The following is a 20,800-nucleotide window of genomic DNA, read 5'->3' on the forward strand; positions in this document are numbered from 1 at the left end:
AATGATGGGAGGACATCACGCCGCGTCGGGAGCCGCGGCGTGGATAGCTATTGCCTCAACCGGCCCGTACGCCCTGGGTTGGTACCCCTTGGATTCCACCGGGATCCTGATCGGTGCCATGGCGACGGCGGGAACTGCTTTGGTGGTGGACTGGGACCACCGCCACAGCACGATCGCCAACTCCCTGCCGCCGTTGTCCAACATGATTGCGGTGGGAATTGAGAAGGCCAGCGGCGGGCACCGCCAAGGGACGCATTCCCTGTTGGGGGCCTCGGCCTTTGTTGTGCTGGCAGCAATGGCCGCGCAGTTCCAGATGGTGACGCCCATGGGAAAGTTGTCTGTGGGCGCGGGGTTGCTGTGCATGTTCATGATCAACCTGGCGGCCAAGGCGTTGAACCTGTTCCCGAAGTCAGGCTGGATTACCAACTGGCTGTTCGCATTGGTCATGGCCGGCCTGGTGACGTGGTTCGCGCCGGATCAGTGGGGTTGGTTGCCGCTGTCCATGCTCACCGGCGTAGTGGTGCACATTGTGGGGGACATGATCACGGTGGGGGGAGTTCCGCTGTTATGGCCGATTGTCATCAAGCCACCTAAATTCCTGCGCAAATCGGTGACCAGCGGAATTTGGCGGTCCAACGGGGCCTTCTCCATTCCACTGCTGGGGCGGGCTGGTTCCCGACGCGAGTGGCTGGTCCTGATTCCCGTCAGTGGTTATGCCATGGTGGGCATGGGAGCCGCGGCATGGACACTGGCGCAACAGCACTGGCCCGGTGTCCTGGCGGCCTTGGGCGGCGTGGTGCAGTTACCGTGACGGCCTGGCGGGATTGCTCCTGGCGGGATTGCCCCTGACTGCATCGCGGGCGGGCGTCCAATTGGTTAAAAGAAAGCGGCCCAGGCATCAACCTGGGCCGCTTCGCTGTATCTAAAGGTTTAGCTTTCGCCGGCGGAATCAGAACGGCCAAGAATGGTCTGCGGGATCCAGAAAGCCAGCGCGAACAGGCCCAGGCAAACGGCCATCGGCCACGGGTTGTCCAAGCTCAGGAAGGACAGCGAGTAGATGGAGCCCAGGAAGAGCACGATCATGACCACGAACAGCACAATGCTTGTGCCCAGGTTGTTCTCGCGTTCAATGGGGGCGCTTGTTGCGTTCTTGGACATTCGTTCCTCCTCGGCCCCGCGGGGCTCAAAAATTCTTTGGCAGTTGCGGAAGCCTCAGTAGGCGGATGAACCTTGTTCACCCTTGACGATGGCAATTCCGGAACTTGCTCCGATACGTGTTGCACCAGCAGCAATCATAGCCTGTGCATCGGCGAGGGAGCGCACGCCACCGGAGGCTTTGACCCCGAGGTCCGGTCCAACGGTCTTGCGCATCAAGGCGACGTCCTCAACCGTTGCACCCCCGCCATTGAAGCCGGTGGAGGTCTTCACGAAGTCCGCACCTGCTTCCACGGCCGCTTCGCAGGCGATGACCTTCTGCTCGTCGGTCAACATGGACGTCTCGATGATGACCTTCAGGATGGCCTCACCGGCGTGGACCGTCTCGGCTACAGCCCTGATGTCGTCCACCAGCGCACCCTTGTCATTGGCCCGGGCAGAGGCCATGTTGATCACCATGTCGATCTCGTCCGCACCATCGAGCACGGCTCCGCGGGCCTCAAAAGACTTGACGTCACTGGGCGTAGCGCCCAGTGGGAATCCGATGACCGAACACGTCAGCACACCGGAGCCTTTGAGGGCCTTGGTGACGGTCTTGACCCAGACCGGGTTCACGCAGACGGACTTGAACCGGTATTCGATGGCCTCGGCGCAGACCTTGAGGACGTCTGCTTCACTGGCCTCCGGCTTCAGCAAGGTGTGGTCGATGTAGGAGGCGATGTTCGCCGGGGCGACGGCTTGGTTGCTCATGGGATCCTTCCGTGCAGGGCGTGGCCGGCCCGGTGGCCGCAGGGTTGTCACTGCCCGTCAAAGGACCATCTTGCCACATGGGTTGCCTGCCGCAGGGAGGGCCTGGGTGCCGTGGAAGGCGGGCCCCAGGACGGGCTAAGCCGCCATGGGGACCTGCTGGTCAGAGCTGCCCCGTGTCCCCAACAGCATGCCGGATGCGCACAACATCGCAGAAGACTCAGCGGAGAGAAGCAGGCCAAGGCGGAGGCCGTCGCACGAAGCGGCGTCGCCGATCGCCCAGATGCCCGGGACGGAGGTGGCGAGGTCGCGCCCCACGGAAATGCCGCCGTCGGACGCCACCGCCAAGCCGGCGCTCGCGGCCAGGTCGTTACGGGCCGTGCGTTCCTCGGCAATGACCACGAGGTCCCCCTTCATGCTGCTGCCGTCCTCGAACAGGATGCCAGTGGCCGGCAGGTTGGACTCCGGTGCGCCTGCGGCAGTGGACGCAACAGGAGTTGTGGAAGCAACGGGAATGGGATCGGCAATCACCGCGGCGGGGCGAAGGGTGGTGCGGACTGGCCGGACTCCACGGGAACGGAGCACGGCCTCTGCCTGGCCGGCGGCGGGCCCACTGCCCACCAGGATTCCGAGGGGACGGCGGCCCACCATCCTCGTGACCTCCTTGACGGCCTCACCGATGGTCGCGGCGTCGTCGATGGTGGAGTAGCTCAGGCCCGCTTCGGCTCCGGCTACGGGCGGGAGGGAAGGGGCAGAACCGGTGGCGATGACCAACTGGTCGTAGGAAAATTCCAGGCCGTCCACGGTGGTGACCATTTTGGCGTCGGAGTCGATGAAGCTGGCCGGCTGCCCGAAACGGATCGAAACCTGGGGGAGCTCGGCGAGTTCCAGTAGAGCGTCAGGGCACTCATCGCGGTTGCTGAGGACGGTGATGGTTCCGTCGAAAGCGCGTTGCCGGGAGTCTGACCTTCCTGCAAGCCGCCGCACCAATGCCTGGGCCGCTGGGCCTGCGCCTGCGATGACGATGTGGAGGGAGGGTGCGGACGGGGTGGCGGACATGTTTGGCCCTTTCGCTCAGATGACCTGCTGTTGATCATCAGCGTAGGCGGCCGGTTTTTCGCGGGTGTTTCCCCGCTGTTGCCATCTTTGGCGGATCTGAAGCGTGGTGTTTACCGGCCGGTAATAACGTGCGTCACATCGGGCCTGCCGCAGGCGTCAGTATCGGCGCAGGAGCTCACGGAAACCGTTCCCCGCGAAGCCTGCCACCGCGCCCGCACGGTCCACGAAACCGTGGGCGCCGACGGGTTCAACGGAAGCCAGAAAGCCGGCAGCGTCGGCCAGGCTCATGGTCAGATCGGCCACCAGTCCACCCACTTCCAGCCTGGCTCGCCGCGAATCCGCCCAGGCGTCCGGCCCCGGGTCATCGTGCAATGTGCGGGTTACCGCAAGACTCTGCCACCCGCCGTCGACCCTTATGCGGGCACGGTAGGTGACGTCGTCGCCGTGGGTCTCTACGCGCCCGCCCGCCAGGAAGACCCGCCCGAACCGGGAGTGCTCCAGATAGCCGCTGAGCTGCGGCGCTTCGTCCCCGGGATCGGAGGGAAGGACCACCGTGGCTTTGAACGTCACGGGCGATCCGTCCAAGTCGCCCCGGAGGGTGTCGTTGACGCGGACACCCGGCGCAGGCTCTGTCATCGCCGTGCAGTTGGCATCCTTGGCCAATCCGGTGTCAGTCCTCGAATCGAGGTAGGCGCGGGCGTCCCTGTAGCCCATGCCGATCAGCGTATCGGCATCGATCCTGCCCAGATAGAACTCTGGATCCAGAGGAAGGGGGTGCCGGGGACGGACTACGTGCAGCACAAATTCGCGTCCGGCAGCCTCGGCAGCATCGAAATCAGCCAGGAGGGCGCCCATGGCACTCATCTCGATCATGTGTACGTACTGTTCCAGCGGCCCGTCGCCCCAGTAAGGCGTATTTCCGATACACCAGACCAACCACACTTCGTCGGCCCCACGCCGCAGTGCTTCGGCCACATTGGCGTCCCTGATCCAGACGGCATCGGTCCAGACTTTTCCGTCCCGCCGCAGAGGCGGGAGAAAGATCGGAAGTGACATGCCGGCAGCCATGAGCCCGGCATCAATGTCCGTGGCGTCGATGGCGTGGCAGCGCTTTCCGGTGAACTCCACCACGTTGAAGGAACCCTCGACGGCGTCCGGTTCCGCTGCGTGGGCCCGGATGGTGGCGTCGTTGATGCCCAAGGCGGGGAAGACCTTGCTGAGGATACCGTCGGCGTCGCCAACGGCGGGCAACGACCACGGACCCTTGAGGTAGTCGCCCACGGGCAGTGCTGAGCCGAAGTCCTTGACGTCGACGCCCGACCACCGGGCACACATCTCATCCGGCGAGACGCCGGAGAGAATCATGCCGGCCGTGAGGATCCCGCCGGAGGTGCCGTCGACGTGCTGGAATTCCAAGCCTTCCTCGGTGAGCGCCTTTACCACTCCGGCTTGCCAAGCCACCCGCATGCCGCCGCCGGCGAGGACCAGTGAGCGTTTTGCCGGGTGCTTCATCCTGCCAACCCGGAGTTGGCAGGTGCGGCGCTGAGACGGCGCCAATACACGTAGAGGAGAATCCCGGTTGCGAGGTCAAAGAAGGCCACCATCAGGGCAATGGGCGCGAACACACCGTTGAGGACGCCGATGCCCACGGCCCCGAACGCGCCGGTTTTCTGGAGCCCGGACCACAACACCACCTCGGGGGAGGGAACAGCGTTGAGGAGGGTGTGGAGGAGCAGTCCGCCCACCACCACCATGAACATTCCCACGGTGCCGAAGAGTTGGCGGGTTTCGGGGGTGGAGTCAGCGCCGATCAGTTGCAGGACTGGCCCACCGAACGGGACCTGCACGGCTCCGGTCAGGACGGTGATGACGGCGATGACCGCGAGGACGGCGCGGAGGGGATCGGCCACGGCCCAGGCAACGGTGCCCGGCGGGTGTGTTTTCCGGGGGTGGCGCCCGGAGGGTGCCGGCTGGTGCGCGGTCACGCGTAGGACTCCAGCAGCCGGCCGCGGTCCACCAACAGCCACACCATGGCCGCCCAGGTCAGGGTGGAGACGTAGAAACGGATGTCGTTGAGCATCATCCAGCGTTTGAGCAGCGACCTGAGCTCGGCGTCGTCCGCGAAGTCGCCGCCACGGATCCGGACGTTAATGGGGATGATGATCCCTTGGCCCACCCAGGTCAGGACAATGATTCCCAGCAGGCAAATGATGGCGGGGATGACTCGGACGGTTCCCCATTCGGACCAGACGAGAATGCCGCCGGAGATGAACATGATGGGCACCACGATGGTGAAAAACTTGGTGGCCGCCCGGGTGGGGATGCCGAAGTGCATGTCCACGTTGTCCCGGGCCAACGATTCCCAGGTGGGGTAGAGGAAGAACTTGAGGACCCACATGGTGCCCACGTACATGGTGGCCCCGAAGAGGAAGTAGAGGGCGTTGAGCAGGAGGAGCCAGTTCACTGGACACCACCACGGGAGTCGGCACTTGGTGCGGCAGCGCCCGGGACCCGGCTCCGGTCCGGTGGCGCCAGCCATTCCTGCCCTTGGCCCAGGTCCACCACGCTGTCCATCATGTCCCCGCCGCGAAGGGCCACGGCCTCCAGTTGGGTGGGAGCCGTGAGGAACCACGCTTCGTAATGGTCATCCAGGACCCCGTGGGCTTGGGGCAGCCAGGCGGTGAACACCGGTTTGCTCTCTACCTGCAGGTCCCTTAAAGGCTCGACGCCGGGCGCGTCACCGAGGATGAGCCGCGCCTTGGCCTGGGCGCCGAGGGCGATGTCCCCGGTGGCTTCGAAGTAGATGTCCGATTTCCAGAGCATGTTCCGGAACACACAGTAGTTGGACGCGGCAAGTTTGAGGGGAAGCTGGGTTGCCCCTGGTCCGGCCGGCCGTTCAATTTCGATGTAGCAACCCAACTGGCCGTCCTTGTCGTATTGGGCTGACACGGTGGTGTCCGTAACTACGAAGTCCAGATTGGCCTGGTGCTTGGGCATGCCCCAGATTCCTTTGCCCCCTTTCACGGAAACTTCGGTACTGACGGGCAGGTCCACTACGAACTGGCCGAGCTTGAACGTCTTTTGGAAAAGCAGGGGAAGGATGGGCGGGGCAGGCCTGCTGCCGTGGGTGATGGCGATGGCCAGGGAGTACTCGATGTACTTGCCGATGTCCGTGGATTTGTAGTTGACCACTGTCACCACCAGGAGCCCTTTGCCGCCGAGGGTGAACGGCCGCATTTCCGAACCGGGGAGTGCAGCGGCGGCTGCCCGCTTGTTGATGGGGAAGGCCGCCATCAACACCGGTGAGTCGTCGGAATTGACTGGCATGACGTATTTGATCCCGTCCGCGAACGCATGCTGTCCGCGAAGCCGTTCTTGCCTCCGCGGAACCGGGGACGGGAGGAGCTTGAGCAAGGGTGCGGCCAGTTCGGTGAGGTTCTTCATGGCTTCGACTCCGGGTTTCGGTTCAGCTCGTCGACGATGATGGGGAAGGTGTCCTGCCAGGCGTGGTCGCCGAAAAAGACGTCCAGGTGGCCGTACCCGGGGATGAGGTGGAGTGAATCCTTCCCGGGGCGGTGCTTTTGGAAGAATTCGTAGGTGCGTTGCTGGCTTTCGGGCAGGAAACACAGGTTGTCCAGACCTGCGATGAAGGCGAACCTCGCATCGGTCTGAGGGGCTTCGGCCACCAGGTTGTCCGGCAATTCCGGATGGTCGCCGGCGGCCACCATGTGCCCGGCCTTGATGCTGCAGCCCATTTCCTCGAAGAACGTCACGGGCACCTCGGCGAACTCGCCGGTGAGCCATTGGTGGGTGGCGTCGTCGAGGTTCTCATGGGACCAGAGGGCGGGGCGGCCGCTGCCGTAGGTGAAGCTGACCATCTTGCAAACAGTGTTGTCGCACTCATGGTGGGTGGCTTTGATCAGGCCCCGGATGGCCCGGGTGAAGTAGCCCTGGGACCTGTACCCCCACGCCGGCGACAGGTACGGCGTGAAGGCTTTGACTACGGGCGTGAGGTAGTTGATTTTCAGCCGCGAGAACGCCGGCACTACGGGGTGCAGGGACACCGCGTTGGACACGATGGTGTCCACCTGCGGCAGCAGCCCCGCCACGGCCGACATCGTGAACGACGTAGAGCCCTGGCAATGGATGACGGCTTTCATGGTCTCCGCGCCGGTAGCGTTCAGGACGTGCTCGACGGCGGCAGGATGGTCGTACACGGCGGCATCGGCAAGCGTCCAGGACAGGGGATCAAGGTCGATCGATGCCCGCCAGTTCAGCATCCAAACATCCCACCCGTCTTCGAGGAGGACATCGACGATGGTGGTGCGGACCGGCGGCCTGAACAGCTCGGCCCGCACTCCGGAACCGTGAACCAGGATCACCGGCCCCTTGACCGCTTCAAGGGGTGAGGTGACGTGGACCAGGCTCAAGGGCGTGTTGTCCCGGGCACGGAGAGGAATGACCTCGGTCCTGTGCTCGGCACGGGTGATGATCATGGGGTGTTTCCCTTCCGTGCGATGGTGATGGGTTCTTCAAGCAGCCGCACGGCAGGCAGGCCGGTCACCGGAACCAGCCGCGCGCCGTCGTCGTTCGTTGCCAGTTGCCAGTCGCGGCAGACGGTGTCCACCATCAACGGGTAGACAGTGAGGTTGCCGTCGGGTGAGAGGTGGATGCGGAGGAAGCCTTTGTGGTCCTCGATCGCCTGGCCTGACATCTTCCACGAGGCCACCTCGCCACTGGGTGTCGCCAGGATGTACAGGGCGAAGGCCTCGCTGCCAAGCGCCCACCCGCCCAGATGTACCAGGCCAAGCACCAGGAGCAGGATCACGACGTCCGGCCAGATCTCCGGCCAAGGAACAAGGATCACGACGGCGGTACTCACCGCGAGCGCGGACAGCTGGTACAGGGCGCCGCGGGCGAAAACGACGATGCCCGCCTGGGCCACGCCCAGCGAACGCGCGGACAACGAGGCAATCGCCAGGAGGAGCGGCCCTGCAAGGATCAGGACAATGACAAGTACCGGGGTGTCTCCGCGGCTCAGGCTGCGCAGGCCGTCCACGAATCCTTCCCCGCGAAAGGCGCTGAAGACCGTCCACAGCGCCAGGGCGGCCACCACGTGCATGATGCCCAGCGATAGTCCGAAGCCGGGGTTGCGGATGGGGAGCCAGAACTGCGAGAAGGGGTTGGCCAGTTGCGGGCCGAGCAGGCGGGAGTTCCCTTGGCCGGGGAAGGTGGTGGTCGTGCGGGTGAAGGCGCGGCCTGGGCCCGTCTGTTGTGGGCCCGTCCGTTGTGTGTCCCGCACACTGGACGATTCACCGGGAGCAGCCGGCGCGGCAGGCAGGGTGAGATGTTCCGGCAGTCCGTGGGTATCCGAGAGGTAAGCGCCGCCCAGCCCGCAGGTGATCATCTGGGTCCTGCCCGGATCCGTGGTCTGGTGCTGGTTGGGGGAGTGATGGTGGGAAGGGGACTCCTCGTAGCGGGAGTAGTGGTGGAGGTCTCCGGTGAGCCAGAGCCTGACGCTGGCACCTGTGGCGTCGAAGAGGCCCGTTTCAGGGTTGAAGCGGCGGCGCAGATAGTCCTGCTCGAAGAAGTTCACCTGCCGGAATTCACCCCACCAGGGTTGAGTGGCGTCAACCCAGAACGGAGCAGCGACGCAGAGGATGATCGCATCGCCGGGCTGCAGTTGCAGAGTGACGTTCCGGTAGAAATAGTCCAGTTGTGGCTCGTCGATGTACTGCCCCAGTTGGCTGTCCAAGCCCAGCAACCACCAGCCGGGGGTGCCGTTCCGGCCCGGTCCGGGAGGGATTCCGGTCAGCCGGAGGGCAAAGTAGCTCCGGGTTTGGATGGTCCGCCAGTTTCCGATGCTCCGCTGCCTGGTGAACACCCGGATGAACGAGGTGAGGCCGTCGTACCAGTCGTGGTTGCCGGGAAGCGCCAGCATGACCGGAGGCGCGTTGTGGGGCCCGTTGTGCGCGGCGCCGGCGCTTCCTGGCCCGCTCACCGGGCCACTCGACACAGGTGGGAACGCCGTCCGGTACGGGCCCGCCATCCGGTTCTCGTACGCCGCAGGCGACGCCACCGGGTAGACCTCGTCCCCGCCAAGGACCAGCACCCTTCCACGGGGAAGTTCATGCCCGTCCACCGTCAGGGTGTCCTGGGCCAGCAAGGATGCCACCGTGTAGGTGGCATCGAAGCCATCGCCGAGGTCGGCCGTGAAATCGAGCCACATCTCCGTCGTTGCCGGAGCCGCGGCGGGCTCATCCTCGAGATCGGCAGGTGAGGGAAGCCCGCGGCTGCTGACAACGGGCTGCGCCGGTTGGCCCGGGACGGGAAGTTTGTCCAAACGCAAGGGGTCCGCTGGAAAGCTTCCCTCAAGCTCGCGCTTATCGCCAAAATCGGCAAAGACTGTGGCCGCCGCGACCTTCAACGCGGTTCTGGCCAAGGACAGGGGCGAGAGCCAACGAACCGCCGTCTGGGGTGTGAAGCCCAGTGCGGCGTGGTGTTTCGCGAGCTCCCGGCTTTTCATTGTTTTGACGTGAACGGGAACGGTACGCGTCTGAGACCCTGGCCGTAGACCTGCCAGAGTTCGCCGGCGAACAGTTTGCCGAAGGTCATCAAGCCTGCGGCCGGGGCCGGTCCTTCGGCCCGGAACGTGGTCAGTTGCCTGGCGAAGTCGAGAGGCCGGATGAAGAGGATCCCGGCGCCAACTACGCCTGCCTGGGCAGCGCCGCTTGCAACGGGCCGACCGGCGTCCGGCGGTGCAACGTTCGGCGTCCCTGGATCGGGTGGCACAGCATCCGGCGGCACATGGCCGCGGAGGATGGTGGCGTACAGGGTGGTGGTGTCCGCCCAGAGGTCGAAACCTGCCTCGTTATGGATCAGTTTGTGCCCGGTGAACGTGAACGGCGTGCCACCTGGGTCCCGAAGCCACAAGCGGTAGAGCATGCGCCTGGCTGGTGCGCCGTCGTCGGACGCATCCGGAATGAAGAGATTGAACCAGCCCCGCTCTACCGGCATCCGGCCACCAAAGTAGTCCGCCAGCACGTAGCCCTCGGCCTTGGCAGGGTGGTTCGGATCGGTCGCGAACGCCTCCATGTCCTCGGCGGTAATGGTCAGTTCGAACATGATCTTCCGGCTGCGGTCCCGGCCCAGGCTCCGTCCCTTTTCCGGATCGGTGGTGCCGGGACTGAACCAACCGTGCATCTGCTCGGTGAACCGCACGGAGGTGGTCTCTGGGGCGTCGGGAGCGCCAGGCCCGCCGAGTCCGCGGCTGCGCGCCTGAGGTACCTCAGGCGCTGCGCTCGCGGGCAGTTCCGCTGGTGCCGCCTTGCCTTTGGTAGCGTCCGGCGCCAACGCGCGCGGAGCGGATGCACCGACGTCGACGACGGCGCCTGCTGCCTCCCGTTCAACGGCCACCTTTTCGCGGGCCCCGCCGGAGCCTTCAGTGTCTTCCGGACGGATGCCCCGGTGTTGCGCCTTGTCTGCGTTCTCGATGATGTGGGCGCAGGTACGCTCTGCGAATGCGGCGATGGTCAGGGACGGGTTGGCGCCGACCGGACCGGGCATTGCGGCTCCGTCAACGACGAATAGTCCCGGGTATCCGAACACCTCCCCATACGAATCGCAGACGGCTTCCCCCGGATGCCGGCCGGACGGGGCGCCTCCAATGGGGTGAACCGTAATGACACGCTTGGCCCACCACAAGGGGTTGTCAATGAAGTCCCCGTCCAAGTCCTTGGAAATCGCCTCCATGGTCTCGCGGACGCGGCCGAAATACTCCTTGGACGTTGCCATGGTCCAGGCGATGGCCAGCCTCCCGTCGCGAAGGGTCATGACGCCGTCGGGAATGTCCCTTCCCATTCCCAGCAGAGGCACCGAACTGGACGACAATCGGCCGTCGCCCAGTGCTGCGGCGAGGTCTGCGGAGACGTTGGAGCGGCCGGCGTCGAACAACCTGTCCTTGAGCAGTTGCCCCGCCAGTTTCACCGTCCGTTTCATGGTGGTGCGCAGTTGGGCTGTTTCCATGAGCCAGTTCATGAAGGCCGGATACCCGGCATCCTCCACGTAGTAGCCGCGACCATCGCCGTCGTCGTCGTTCGAATCCGGGACCCTGATGGCTGTGGTGATCACCGGCCCGCGGCTTCCGGTCAATGTCCGGACACCCGGGCGTGAGCCATTGGCCGGGGGAGTCTTGGCGCCCATGATGAACGTCAAAAGGTCGCCGTTGCCGCTGAAGCGGGTGCCCAGGGCGTCGCTGAGCGCCGGAAGGGAGCCACGGTTGCGGAGCAGGAGGAAGTTGGTGCCGAACGTGCCGGCCCCCAGGATGAGCCGGCGGCAATGGATGATGCGTTCTGTGAGGAGTTCGCCGTGTAGATCCGGATGGTGCACCACATAGCGGACTTCATAGCCTCCGCCCTGCGTTCCAGAGTCCAACGGCCGAATACCGCGGACATCGTGGAACGTCCTGACATCGGCACCCCTGAAGGACGCCGCTGAAATGTAGTTGTGGTCCAGCGTATTCTTGGCGCCGGCGTTGCACCCGATGTCGCATTCACCGCTCAGCGTGCAGGTGGTCCGCACCGTGGTGGGACCATGGATGCTCCCGTAGCCGGGAAGGGGCAAGGCGTGATTGGTCCGGGGCTCCGTGCCAGGCGCCGTTGAGAACGTGACGGCAATGGGAGGCCGGGTGATGGACAGCCCCAGGTTCGCGGCGGACTTCTCCATGGCAAGGGTCTTCGCGGTGTCCTTGTAGGGATACGGGACAGGCTGCAGCATGGCTTCGGCGGCATCGTAATAGGGATCAAGGTCAGCCCGGGTGAAGGGCCAATTCTCGTAACCACCGCCGGGGATCGGGGACTCGTTGACGAACCACTTTTCGTCCTTTCGCAGGAGGACGTTGGCATAGATGAGTGAGCCGCCGCCCAACCCGCTGGACACCAGTCCCTCCGTGCCGCGGAACGTCCAGGCATCAAAGAGTCCATACAAGCCGCGGTCCGGATCCCAGAAGTTGCGGCCCATCTCCGACGGCGAGCGCGCGAAGCTGCCCGGCGGGTATGGTTTGCCGCGTTCCATGAGCACAACGGACTGTCCGGCTTCGGCCAGTCGAAGCGCCGCAACGGAACCTCCAAAGCCGGAGCCCACCACCACTGCGTCGACTTTTTCGATGCCGCTGCCGATGCCGCTGCCGCGGTGGCGTGGCGGATCAGACGCGGGCTCAGACCCCGCATCCCCACTGTTCCCGGTCCCCAGACGACCCATGGCCGTTCCTCTCAGAGGAGAGCTGACTACATAGCTGCAGCTGACGCCGCCGGGTGTGGCCGGGCGTTGCCTCCGCGGACTATGGGGCTTATGTTCCCACCGGGCAGGGGATCTGTAAATGAGGTGGCGTACTTGGGTTCAGGGTGCACTAGACGATCCGGGTGTAGATCATGTCGAAGTCGTGCTCCAGCGGCCCGCCCGGGTAGGTGCCGCGCTCCAGGCGGGCGGTGATGGTGTTGCCGTCCTCGGTGAGGCGGCCAACGAAGCGCTGGGGCCAGTCCGGGCCATCCCGGAAGAGAATCCAGACGTTGTCCTTGAGCGTCATGTCGTAGATCCGGGCGACCCCTCGGGAATCGAAATAGTGCTGCTGGAAGGCTCCGTCCGAGCCGGTGGCACCAATGACGCTGACCGCATTGGGGTACTCCGGCCGCTGGACCGTGGATCGTTGGATGAGGAAGCCGCCACCCTCCAGCCATTCGAAAGTCGTCCGGCCGGAGACCTCCTGGCCAGGTACTGACGTTTCCCACTCGCCGACGAGGATCGTCAGTTGCTCCAACGTGGGTTTTGGATCCCGTGCCATGGATGCCTCTTTTCGCGTCGTCGCGCTGGTGGACAGGTTCAGCGTAGGGCTCGTCCGTTCTGCCGTACAGATGCGCCGCCGGATGCTCCGCATGGAACGGCCGAACGCCATGCAGGTGGTGCTGTGATGGCCGGGCTGGCCCCTGGCCGCACCGGGCGTGCGGTGGCAGGATGGGCGCATGAGCCGTGTCACTTGTGATCTGACTGTTTCCCTTGACGGATTTGTTGCCGGGCCCAACCAGTCCCCGGACAAGCCGCTGGGGGAGGGCGGCGAGAGCCTGCACCGTTGGCAGTTCGAGGAGCGGGAGGCCAGCGCAGCTGAGATCGCGGGCATCCTCGAAGCTGGTGCTTACATCATGGGCCGGAACATGTTCGCCGGTCCCGGATCGGGCCCGTGGGATCAGGAATGGCGCGGCTGGTGGGGTGAGGAACCCCCGTATCATGCACCTGTTTTCGTCCTGACCCATCACCAGCGCGAGCCGCTGGCGATGGAAGGTGGCACCACTTTTCACTTCGTCACTGACGGCATCGAATCGGCCTTGGCCCAGGCCCGGGAAGCCGCCGGGGATAGGGATGTGGCGATTGCGGGGGGAGCGCAAACCGCTCGTCAGTATCTCTCCGCAGGCCTCATGGACGAGCTGCGGCTTCACATCTCGCCGGTGATCCTGGGTGGTGGCGAACGGCTGCTCGACGGCGTGGGGGACGTGACGCTTGAACCGATCGAAGCGCGCGGGACCGGACTCGTCACCCACGTGCGGTATCGGGTGCAGCGCTGATCCGGACCTGGCGCCATCGCGGTATCAGTGCTGGCGGGTGACCCTGCGTGTCTCACGGAACTCCGCGGGTACCGTGATAGCGCCCTTTGGGGCGGCGACGGTAATGCCCTTCTTCGTCACGCTGGTGACGTTCTGACCCCACTGCTTCGCGTACTCGACGATGGGTCGCGCCGCAGCCCTGTTGCGGACGATGGCGACGAGCACGATCGTGAGGAACCCGAGGGTCAGCAGCCCCGGCACCACGATGGCGACCACCGGGCTGATGAGGCCGTTCAGGAACAGAGCCGGACCGAGGAACCACAGCGCAACCGAGGAGACCATGAACGCGAGAACCAATTTCTCGGAGCGTGCGTGGACGGCCTGCGCGCGTGCCAGCTCATCCGGGTAGCGTTCCTTGACTATGCGTGTGACATCGGCGCTGAGCGCATCAGCGACGTCCTTGCTCCGGGCGGTCATGGCTCTCCAATGCGCGATATCCGGCCACCGCGGTATTGAACCCTGTAGCCGAAGACGGTGGTTTGTTCAGTTCCTGCCAAGTAGCAGTTCGCTTGACCTTCCCTAAAATACCTGTCTTTCGCCAAGACGCATGAACGGCGGCCCTCCATTCCGCCGGCTTCCTGGCGCCGCAGCAAACTTCGCGGAGTGACAACAATGTCCGTCATCCGCTGTACACTCGAGTATCGAACATATATTCGAATAAAGGTGTGTTGTGGGCGTGATAGTCGGCCCCCGCGTGATAGATGCGGGCTTTTCCCTGATGTCGGTTTTGCTGGCACCTCTCCCGGTGGCGGCCGGGTATCCGTCGCCGGCGCAGGACTATTTTGATGGCCGGATCGATCTCAACGAGCACCTTATCAAGGACGTCACCAGCACTTTTGTGGTCAGGGTGACGGGGCAGTCCATGGAAGGTGCCGGGATCAGTGATGGAGACGAGCTGATCGTCAACCGTGCGCTGGAGCCGAAGGATGGGTCCGTCGTCGTGGCTGTCCTTGATGGTGAACTGACCATCAAAAGGCTCCGCGTCACGCCTTCGGGAGTGATCCTTCAGGCCGACAATCCCAAGTATCCGGACATCCGGGTGCCGGCACTGTCCGAACTCACCATCTGGGGAGTTGCCACCACGTGCCTGCACCACATCTGAGTCCGGCCCATACGCAAGGTCCCATTCCCAGCGAGCTGTGGGAACGGATGGGCGCCGAGTTCGGCCTGCCAAGCCTGGAAAGGGTCCGGAGCCGGCTTGCGCAGATACATGAGGATCCGGAACCGGTGATGCAACAAGTGGTGCGGGTGTTTTCCGCGGATGGCACGTACTGCCCGGGCTTCCAGTTCCAGGAAGACCTGTCCTTTCACCCTGCGGTGATGGGGCTGTTTGCGCGGGCCATGGCCCTGAGGATTCCGCATAACTACTTTGCCGCGTGGATGGTCACCGGTTGCCCGGCGCTTCGCGGCGCCAGGCCGGTGGACCTGTTGGACCGGCTGTGGCCCGCAGTTCTCATCGCTGCCTTGGAGCGCTCTTTTGACCATGGCCCTGGAGTTGGTCGTGGTTCGGTGTGATGGGTGTCAGGGCACTGTGCCCTGTTCGACGGCGAGCCTTGTCGGGTTAGGTTGTCGTGAGGTCGCTGTAGAGGGTTTGGACGCGGGTTTTGATGTCGTCGCGGACCAGGCGCATGCGTTCCATGCCTTCGATGCCACGTTCTGAGGGTTCGTCGGTTTCCCAGATTTCGAAGCGCTTCCCGGTCGGTGGGTCGAGTTTGGCTTCGGTTCCCAGAACGATGACGGCGTCCACGGTGTTGAGGACTTCGTCGGTGACCGGTTTGGGATACTCGCCGGTGACGTCGATGCCCAGTTCGGCCAGGGATTCCACGGACTGGGCGTTCAACGCCGCGCCGGGTTTTGTTCCGGCTGAGTAGACGGTGACGTTGTCCCCAGCCAGTTCCCGCATGAGAGCTGCGGCGAGCTGGGATTTGCCGCCGTTCTTGCTGCAGACGAACAGGACGGCGGGATGTTCTGAGGTCATTAGAGTGCAGTCTCTTTCGTCAGGGAGGCGACCAGGTTCTTCACACGGCCGTGGATTTCATCACGGATGGTCCGGACGGTGTCGAGGGGCTGGTCGGCGGGATCGGTGAGTTCCCAGTCTTCGTAGCGTTTGCCGGGGTAGATCGGGCAGGAGTCGCCGCAGCCCATGGTGATGACCACGTCGGAGGCGCGGACGACGTCGTCGGTGAGCGGTTTGGGGTATTCCTTGCCCAGATCCAAGCCCATCTCGTTCATGACTGTCACGACGTTGGCGTCGAGTTCTGATGCGGGCAGGGACCCGGCGGAGCGGACCCGGATTTTGCCTTTGGCTTCGGCTGTGAGCAGGGCCGCGGCCATTTGGGAGCGGCCGGCGTTCTGTACGCAAACGAACAACACCTCCGGGATCTCCGAGGCGAGGGAGCTTTTTGACTTGGCCAGGGCGTGGAGCCTGTCGTTGGCGAAGTGCTCGGTGGTCGCGGGCAGATAGGCGCTGACCTTCGCGGTGCGGGCCAGCGCTGTGTAGGACTCGAAGACGTAGCGTTCGACGGTTTCTGCGGCGAAGATCCCTGCGTAACGTCCGGCGAGCCGGTCACTGATGCGGTGGAGTACTTCGGTGTTGTCCTGCAGGCCGAGCGTGGTTTCCTGGTGGTCGGTCATGACAGTGCTCCAATGGTTGTTTGGGTGACTGGCTTTCAGCTGGTGGTGCCGGATCGGCCGTGTGCGAGCCCGGTCGGGAAGCCGACAAATGCCGGTTCCGGTGTGGAGCAGCAGCCTGACCCTGGCTCCTGCGACACGGTGGCGGCAGGGGCGGGAACATCGCAGCTGGTACCGGCGTCCGCGGAGCAGACCCCCGTTTCGGGCAGTTCAAGGTGGACGGTGTCCGCCGATTCCTGGTCACCGGCGAGGGCTGCGGCGACGGAACGGACTTGCTCGTAGCCGGTAGCGAGCAGGAAGGTCGGTGCCCGGCCGTAGGATTTCATCCCGACGATATAGAAATCTTTTTCGGGGTGGGCCAGGACCTTCGCGCCGTGCGCCGGGACCGTGCCGCAGGAGTGGAATTCAGGGTCGATCAGCGGGCCGAGCCCGGTGGGAGCTTCAACGGCGGGGTCCAGGTCCAGACGCAGTTCCCGCAGGATCTCCAGGTCCGGGCGGAAGCCGGTGCAGGGGACGATGACGTCGGCGTCGATGGTGCGTCCATCGACGGCTTCGACGCTCACATGCGAGTCGAGGTTTTTCAGGGCAGCGATGCCGAACCCGGTGTGCAGTTCGATGGTGCCGGCCCCGACCAGGCGGCGGAGGCGGGAGCCGAGCTGGCCGCGTGCAGGGAGCCCGTCGGCGTCACCGCCGCCGTAGACCTTCTCGGCGGAGTTACCGCGGACGGCCCACAGGATGCGGGTATCGGGTTCGTCCTTGGCGAGGTCTGCGAGGTTGATCAGGGTGTTCGCTGCCGAGTGGCCCGCCCCGACAACGAGGGCGCGGCGGCCGGCGAAAGCGGCGCGGTCGCGGCCAACAACGTCGGGCAGCGGCGAGGAGATCCGGTCAGCTGCCAGGCCTTCGCCGATGGCGGGCAGGCCGGAGGTGCCAAGCGGGTTGCGGGTGGACCAAGTGCCGGAAGCGTCGATGACGGCAGCGACGGTGTGGTCCCGTGTTTCTCCGCCGTCGTGCTCAACCCGGACAACGAAGGGGGTGGTGTCGCGGTCCCGGACGTGGGTTTTGTCCATGCCCTGCCGGGTCACGGCGATGACGCGGGAGCCGGTCTGGAGCCGGGAAGCGATCTGGGGTGTACCCGCCAGTGGGGTGAGGTAGTTGTCGATGAGTTCGCCGCCGTAGGGCAGTGCGGTGGGACGGGGTGATTCCCAGCCGGTGGGTTCGAGCAGGCGGACGGCGGCGTCGTCGAGGTTGAAGCGCCAGGGTGAGAACAAACGGATGTGCCGCCACTGTTCGATAGCGGCGCCGGCGGAGGGGCCTGCTTCGAAGATGACCGGTTCGAGTCCGCGTTCGAGCAGGTGGGCCGCGGTGGCGAGTCCTACCGGGCCTGCGCCGATCACTGCGATGGGAAAGTTCGTCACTGAATCCATGCTGTCCTCTTGTTTCATCCGTTGGCGTGGCGTTTCGAGTGGTTAGGCGTGGGTTGGTTCTTCGACCAGGGCGGTGGCGATGCTGTGGGCGTCATCCAGGGCGGCAAGGAACCGTTCGGCATCCAGCGCGGCCGCGCAGCCGCTTCCGGCTGCGGTGATGGCTTGGCGGTAGCGGTGGTCCACAGCGTCCCCGCAGGCGAAAACGCCGGAGAGGTTGGTAACCGTGGTGGGTGAGTCGACCTTGATGTAGCCCTCGTCGTCCAAGTCGACTTGTCCGGCAACCAGCTCGGTGCGGGGCAGGTGGCCGATGGCCACGAAGATTCCGGTGGCATCCTGTTCACGGGTTTCACCGGTGCGGGTGTCCGTGAGGGTCACGCCGGTGACTTTGCTGTCGCCGTGGATGGTGGTGATGGCCGAGTTCCAGGCGAACTTGATCTTGGGGTTGTCCTTGGCGCGCTGGGCCATGATCCGGGAGGCGCGGAGTTCGTCCTTGCGCACTACCACCGTGACGGTCCTGGCGAAGCGGGTCAGGAAGGTCGCTTCCTCCATGGCGGAGTCGCCGCCACCAACCACGATGATGTCCTGTTCGCGGAAGAAGAACCCGTCGCAGGTGGCGCACCATGACACTCCGTGGCCGCTGAGTTTCTTCTCCTCCGGAAGGCCCAGTTCCTTATACGCGGAACCGGTGGCAAGGATGACGGCCGGGGCCTCGTGGGTCTCGCCGCCTCCAGTGACCACACGCTTGAGGTGACCCTTAAGATCAACTTCAGTGACGTCGTCGAACACTATCCGGGCGCCGAACTTTTCCGCCTGTTCCTGGAGCCCATCCATGAGCTCAGGGCCTTGGATCCCGCCTGGGAAGCCGGGGAAATTCTCCACTTCGGTGGTGTTCATCAGCGCACCGCCGGCGGTGACCGACCCGGCCAGGACCAGCGGGTTCAGGCCTGCGCGGGCGGCGTAGATCGCCGCGGTGTAGCCGGCTGGGCCGGAGCCGATGATGATCAGTTGCTCGGTCTGGACGTCGGTGCTCACGGGAGACTCTCCTGGTGCTCGAAAAAGTGGGTTATTTGGCAGCCGGGACGAGGGAGGCGATCAGGCCCTCGATGCGGGTCTTGATTTCATCGCGGATCGGGCGGACGGCGTCCACGCCTTGGCCGGCGGGGTCTTCCAGGACCCAGTCTTCGTAGCGCTTGCCGGGGAAGTATGGGCATTCGTCGCCGCAGCCCATGGTGATGACGACGTCGGATTCCTTGACGGCCTCGGTGGTGAGGACCTTGGGGATTTCGGCTGACATGTCGATACCCAGTTCGGCCATGGCTTCGACGGCGGCCGGGTTGACCTTGTCGGCGGGCTGGGAGCCTGCGGAGCGGACTTCGATCCCACCCTTGCCAAGAGTTGTCAGGAACGCTGCGGCCATTTGGGAACGTCCGGCGTTGTGGACGCAGACGAAGAGGACAGAGGGCTTCTTGATGGTTTCGTAGCTCACGGGTTTCTCTCCTGGAATCGTTGTGTGAACGGGTGGCTGGTTTGAAGCGGTGCGCCCGAGCACGAAGCTCTCCGTAGCGAACATTGATGATGGTCGATATAGCGAGTATCGGACGATAGATTGATGAATGTCAATATTTCAACGCTGCCAGATGGTCAGGCGGCGGTGATGCGTGGCGCGAGGTCGTTGATCCGGCGGGTGATGTCATCGAAGGCACGGTCAAAGGCGGCCGTAGTGTCCAGGCGGAGGGGATCCGGCACGGACCAATGGATTCCGCCCAGCCCGGTCAGTTCTTCGTGGGCGTTGTCGCAGACGGTCACTACCAGGTCGGCCTCCTCCGCAACCTCTTCCAGGGTGCGCGGTGCGATGTCGGGCAGGTCCAGCCCATGACGCCGGGCGGTCTCGATGGCTCCGCGGGCGATGCGGTTTGCGGGGCGCGTTCCGGCCGAGGCTGCTGGGATGTCGCTGACCTGCCGCCACAGGGCGGTGGCCAGCTGGGAGCGGGCACTGTTGCGCGTACAGACGAACAGGACACGGCTTGCTGTATGTGCCGCCCCGGGCACGAGCCCACTGAGGGCGCCGGTGGCGAGGCGGAGGTAGCTGCGGCGCTTGTCGGCTTCGGAGCGGTGGCGGGTTGCCAGGCCGGCTTCCTCCAGGGTGCGGAGGTGGTGGGAGAGCAGGTTGGCAGGCATGCCCAGTTCGGCCTGCAGTTCCGATGGCGAGAAGTCGCCCAGGGTCAGCAGGTCCATGATACGCAGGCGTGCCGGATCGGCAAGGGCTGCGTGCCTGGCTACGCGGGCCTGGAATGTGTCGACTGCTTCAATATTCATTGATTCAATTTTGACTGAGTTAATTCCATGCGTCAAGCTGTTGGCATGACTTCACTCCAGCCGCCCCTGTGGCGCCGTGCCATCGCTGAATTCCTCGGCACCGGCCTGCTCGTTGCCATCGTCGTTGGTTCCGGAATCGCCGCAGCCCAGCTCTCGCCCAATGACACAGGCCTGCAGTTGCTGCAAAACAGCACGGCCACGGTGCTTGGCCTGACGGTGTTGATCCTGGTGTTCGGGCCGGTCAGTGGCGCCCACTTCAACCCGGTTGTCTCCATGGTGGACTGGTTCCTCGGACGGCGCGGCGGATCCGGCTTGTCCTTGCCGGACCTCGGCCTCTACGTCCTGGCCCAGATTGCCGGTGCCATCGGTGGCAGTGTCTTGGCGAACGCGATGTTTGAGGTGGGTACGTCCATCTCGACCAAGGGGCGGGCAACGGCGGGTCATCTGCTGGCCGAGGTGGTCGCGACTGCCGGTCTGGTCCTGCTGATCTTCTCCCTTGCGGCCACCAAACGCGGCGCTTTGGCCGCCCCGGCTGTAGGTGCCTACATCGGCGCTGCGTACTGGTTTACGTCCTCCACGTCGTTCGCGAACCCGGCCGTGACCATCGGCCGTATCTTCAGCGACACTTTCGCTGGCATTGCGCCGGGTTCCGTCCCACCATTCCTCGCCGTCCAGGTCCTCGGTGCGGCTGTTGGCGTTGGAATCCTGCTCCTGCTTTTCCCGCATGCCGGCCGGGCCGCCGCCGACGTTGTCATCCCTCACTCCGTAGAAGCGGCCAAGCAGTAGTCCCGCCGGCCTGAACATTGATGAATGTCA

General features: G+C 64.6%; 24 protein-coding genes. 6 read left to right on the top strand and 18 right to left on the bottom strand.

The genetic code is table 11. From position 1 onward, the window contains the following. The first annotated feature begins 1 nt into the window (after window position 1). Complete coding sequence (locus tag QEH68_RS07235; RefSeq protein ID WP_280627540.1) at window positions 2-811, top strand: metal-dependent hydrolase; 810 nt, start codon at window positions 2-4, stop codon at window positions 809-811. 119 nt (window positions 812-930) lie between these two features. On the opposite strand, the gene QEH68_RS07240 is transcribed toward QEH68_RS07235, so the two are convergent. From QEH68_RS07240 to QEH68_RS07290, 11 genes are all read right to left on the bottom strand, one after another. Then, window positions 931-1,158, bottom strand: a complete 228-nt coding sequence (locus QEH68_RS07240) for a hypothetical protein (RefSeq protein ID WP_089594218.1) — start codon at window positions 1,156-1,158, stop codon at window positions 931-933. Window positions 1,159-1,212: 54 nt separating this feature from the next. After that, the gene (gene deoC, locus QEH68_RS07245; protein WP_207596848.1) at window positions 1,213-1,905 is read right to left on the bottom strand and encodes a deoxyribose-phosphate aldolase; all 693 of its coding nucleotides are present in this window, start codon (window positions 1,903-1,905) and stop codon (window positions 1,213-1,215) included. Between the two features lie 135 nt (window positions 1,906-2,040). Continuing rightward, on the bottom strand, window positions 2,041-2,961 hold the full coding sequence (locus QEH68_RS07250) for an FAD-dependent oxidoreductase (RefSeq protein WP_280627541.1): 921 nt from the start codon (window positions 2,959-2,961) through the stop codon (window positions 2,041-2,043). A gap of 156 nt (window positions 2,962-3,117) precedes the next feature. Continuing rightward, window positions 3,118-4,473 carry a patatin-like phospholipase family protein gene (locus QEH68_RS07255; protein WP_280627542.1) on the bottom strand — a complete coding sequence of 452 codons (1,356 nt, stop codon included), beginning with the start codon at window positions 4,471-4,473 and terminating at the stop codon, window positions 3,118-3,120. Next, window positions 4,470-4,946: a hypothetical protein gene (locus QEH68_RS07260; RefSeq protein ID WP_280627543.1), complete on the bottom strand. Its 477-nt coding sequence runs from the start codon at window positions 4,944-4,946 to the stop codon at window positions 4,470-4,472. The genes QEH68_RS07255 and QEH68_RS07260 overlap by 4 nt, the downstream gene beginning before the upstream one ends. After that, window positions 4,943-5,425: a DUF1772 domain-containing protein gene (locus QEH68_RS07265; protein WP_207596851.1), complete on the bottom strand. Its 483-nt coding sequence runs from the start codon at window positions 5,423-5,425 to the stop codon at window positions 4,943-4,945. The genes QEH68_RS07260 and QEH68_RS07265 overlap by 4 nt, the downstream gene beginning before the upstream one ends. Further along, window positions 5,422-6,405: an acetoacetate decarboxylase family protein gene (locus QEH68_RS07270; protein ID WP_280627544.1), complete on the bottom strand. Its 984-nt coding sequence runs from the start codon at window positions 6,403-6,405 to the stop codon at window positions 5,422-5,424. The genes QEH68_RS07265 and QEH68_RS07270 overlap by 4 nt, the downstream gene beginning before the upstream one ends. Further along, complete coding sequence (locus tag QEH68_RS07275) at window positions 6,402-7,457, bottom strand: alpha/beta fold hydrolase (protein ID WP_280627545.1); 1,056 nt, start codon at window positions 7,455-7,457, stop codon at window positions 6,402-6,404. The genes QEH68_RS07270 and QEH68_RS07275 overlap by 4 nt, the downstream gene beginning before the upstream one ends. After that, window positions 7,454-9,487 carry a hypothetical protein gene (locus QEH68_RS07280; protein ID WP_280627546.1) on the bottom strand — a complete coding sequence of 678 codons (2,034 nt, stop codon included), beginning with the start codon at window positions 9,485-9,487 and terminating at the stop codon, window positions 7,454-7,456. Before QEH68_RS07280 ends, QEH68_RS07275 begins: the two co-directional genes overlap by 4 nt. Beyond that, window positions 9,484-12,219 carry a GMC oxidoreductase gene (locus tag QEH68_RS07285; protein ID WP_280627547.1) on the bottom strand — a complete coding sequence of 912 codons (2,736 nt, stop codon included), beginning with the start codon at window positions 12,217-12,219 and terminating at the stop codon, window positions 9,484-9,486. The genes QEH68_RS07280 and QEH68_RS07285 overlap by 4 nt, the downstream gene beginning before the upstream one ends. Window positions 12,220-12,367: 148 nt before the next feature. Further along, window positions 12,368-12,799: a hypothetical protein gene (locus QEH68_RS07290; RefSeq protein WP_280627548.1), complete on the bottom strand. Its 432-nt coding sequence runs from the start codon at window positions 12,797-12,799 to the stop codon at window positions 12,368-12,370. On the opposite strand from QEH68_RS07290, the gene QEH68_RS07295 reads away from it, so the two are divergent. Further along, window positions 12,798-12,926 carry a hypothetical protein gene (locus QEH68_RS07295; RefSeq protein ID WP_280627549.1) on the top strand — a complete coding sequence of 43 codons (129 nt, stop codon included), beginning with the start codon at window positions 12,798-12,800 and terminating at the stop codon, window positions 12,924-12,926. The genes QEH68_RS07290 and QEH68_RS07295 overlap by 2 nt on opposite strands. Window positions 12,927-12,977: 51 nt before the next feature. Beyond that, window positions 12,978-13,574 carry a dihydrofolate reductase family protein gene (locus tag QEH68_RS07300; protein ID WP_280627550.1) on the top strand — a complete coding sequence of 199 codons (597 nt, stop codon included), beginning with the start codon at window positions 12,978-12,980 and terminating at the stop codon, window positions 13,572-13,574. Window positions 13,575-13,598: 24 nt separating this feature from the next. Here the strand turns inward: QEH68_RS07300 and QEH68_RS07305 are convergent, their stop codons facing one another. Next, window positions 13,599-14,030 carry a hypothetical protein gene (locus QEH68_RS07305; protein WP_280627551.1) on the bottom strand — a complete coding sequence of 144 codons (432 nt, stop codon included), beginning with the start codon at window positions 14,028-14,030 and terminating at the stop codon, window positions 13,599-13,601. Window positions 14,031-14,283: 253 nt separating this feature from the next. On the opposite strand from QEH68_RS07305, the gene umuD reads away from it, so the two are divergent. Next, complete coding sequence (gene umuD / locus QEH68_RS07310; RefSeq protein ID WP_026542753.1) at window positions 14,284-14,715, top strand: translesion error-prone DNA polymerase V autoproteolytic subunit; 432 nt, start codon at window positions 14,284-14,286, stop codon at window positions 14,713-14,715. Beyond that, entirely contained in the window at window positions 14,697-15,128 is a 432-nt protein-coding gene (locus tag QEH68_RS07315; protein ID WP_280627552.1) for a hypothetical protein, read from the top strand. The genes umuD and QEH68_RS07315 overlap by 19 nt, the downstream gene beginning before the upstream one ends. 46 nt (window positions 15,129-15,174) lie before the next feature. Here QEH68_RS07315 and QEH68_RS07320 read toward each other — a convergent pair whose 3' ends face one another. The 6 genes from QEH68_RS07320 to QEH68_RS07345 form a co-directional block, all read right to left on the bottom strand. After that, window positions 15,175-15,591, bottom strand: a complete 417-nt coding sequence (locus QEH68_RS07320) for a low molecular weight phosphatase family protein (protein WP_280627553.1) — start codon at window positions 15,589-15,591, stop codon at window positions 15,175-15,177. After that, window positions 15,591-16,247 (bottom strand): arsenate reductase ArsC, encoded by a 657-nt coding sequence (locus tag QEH68_RS07325; RefSeq protein WP_207596862.1) that lies wholly within the window; start codon window positions 16,245-16,247, stop codon window positions 15,591-15,593. Before QEH68_RS07325 ends, QEH68_RS07320 begins: the two co-directional genes overlap by 1 nt. A gap of 35 nt (window positions 16,248-16,282) precedes the next feature. Beyond that, window positions 16,283-17,668, bottom strand: a complete 1,386-nt coding sequence (locus tag QEH68_RS07330; RefSeq protein WP_280627554.1) for an FAD-dependent oxidoreductase — start codon at window positions 17,666-17,668, stop codon at window positions 16,283-16,285. A gap of 42 nt (window positions 17,669-17,710) precedes the next feature. Next, window positions 17,711-18,700 (bottom strand): thioredoxin-disulfide reductase, encoded by a 990-nt coding sequence (gene trxB, locus QEH68_RS07335; protein WP_280627555.1) that lies wholly within the window; start codon window positions 18,698-18,700, stop codon window positions 17,711-17,713. 31 nt (window positions 18,701-18,731) lie between these two features. Continuing rightward, complete coding sequence (locus tag QEH68_RS07340) at window positions 18,732-19,154, bottom strand: arsenate reductase ArsC (protein ID WP_207596865.1); 423 nt, start codon at window positions 19,152-19,154, stop codon at window positions 18,732-18,734. 155 nt (window positions 19,155-19,309) lie between these two features. Beyond that, complete coding sequence (locus tag QEH68_RS07345; protein WP_280627556.1) at window positions 19,310-19,984, bottom strand: helix-turn-helix domain-containing protein; 675 nt, start codon at window positions 19,982-19,984, stop codon at window positions 19,310-19,312. A 45-nt stretch (window positions 19,985-20,029) separates the two neighbouring features. Here QEH68_RS07345 and QEH68_RS07350 point away from each other — a divergent pair, with 45 nt between their 5' ends. Continuing rightward, window positions 20,030-20,770, top strand: coding sequence for an MIP/aquaporin family protein (locus QEH68_RS07350; RefSeq protein ID WP_280627557.1), 741 nt, complete (start codon window positions 20,030-20,032; stop codon window positions 20,768-20,770). Window positions 20,771-20,800 lie beyond the last annotated feature (30 nt).

The organism is Paenarthrobacter sp. OM7 (genome assembly GCF_029873575.1).
Lineage (GTDB): Bacteria > Actinomycetota > Actinomycetes > Actinomycetales > Micrococcaceae > Arthrobacter.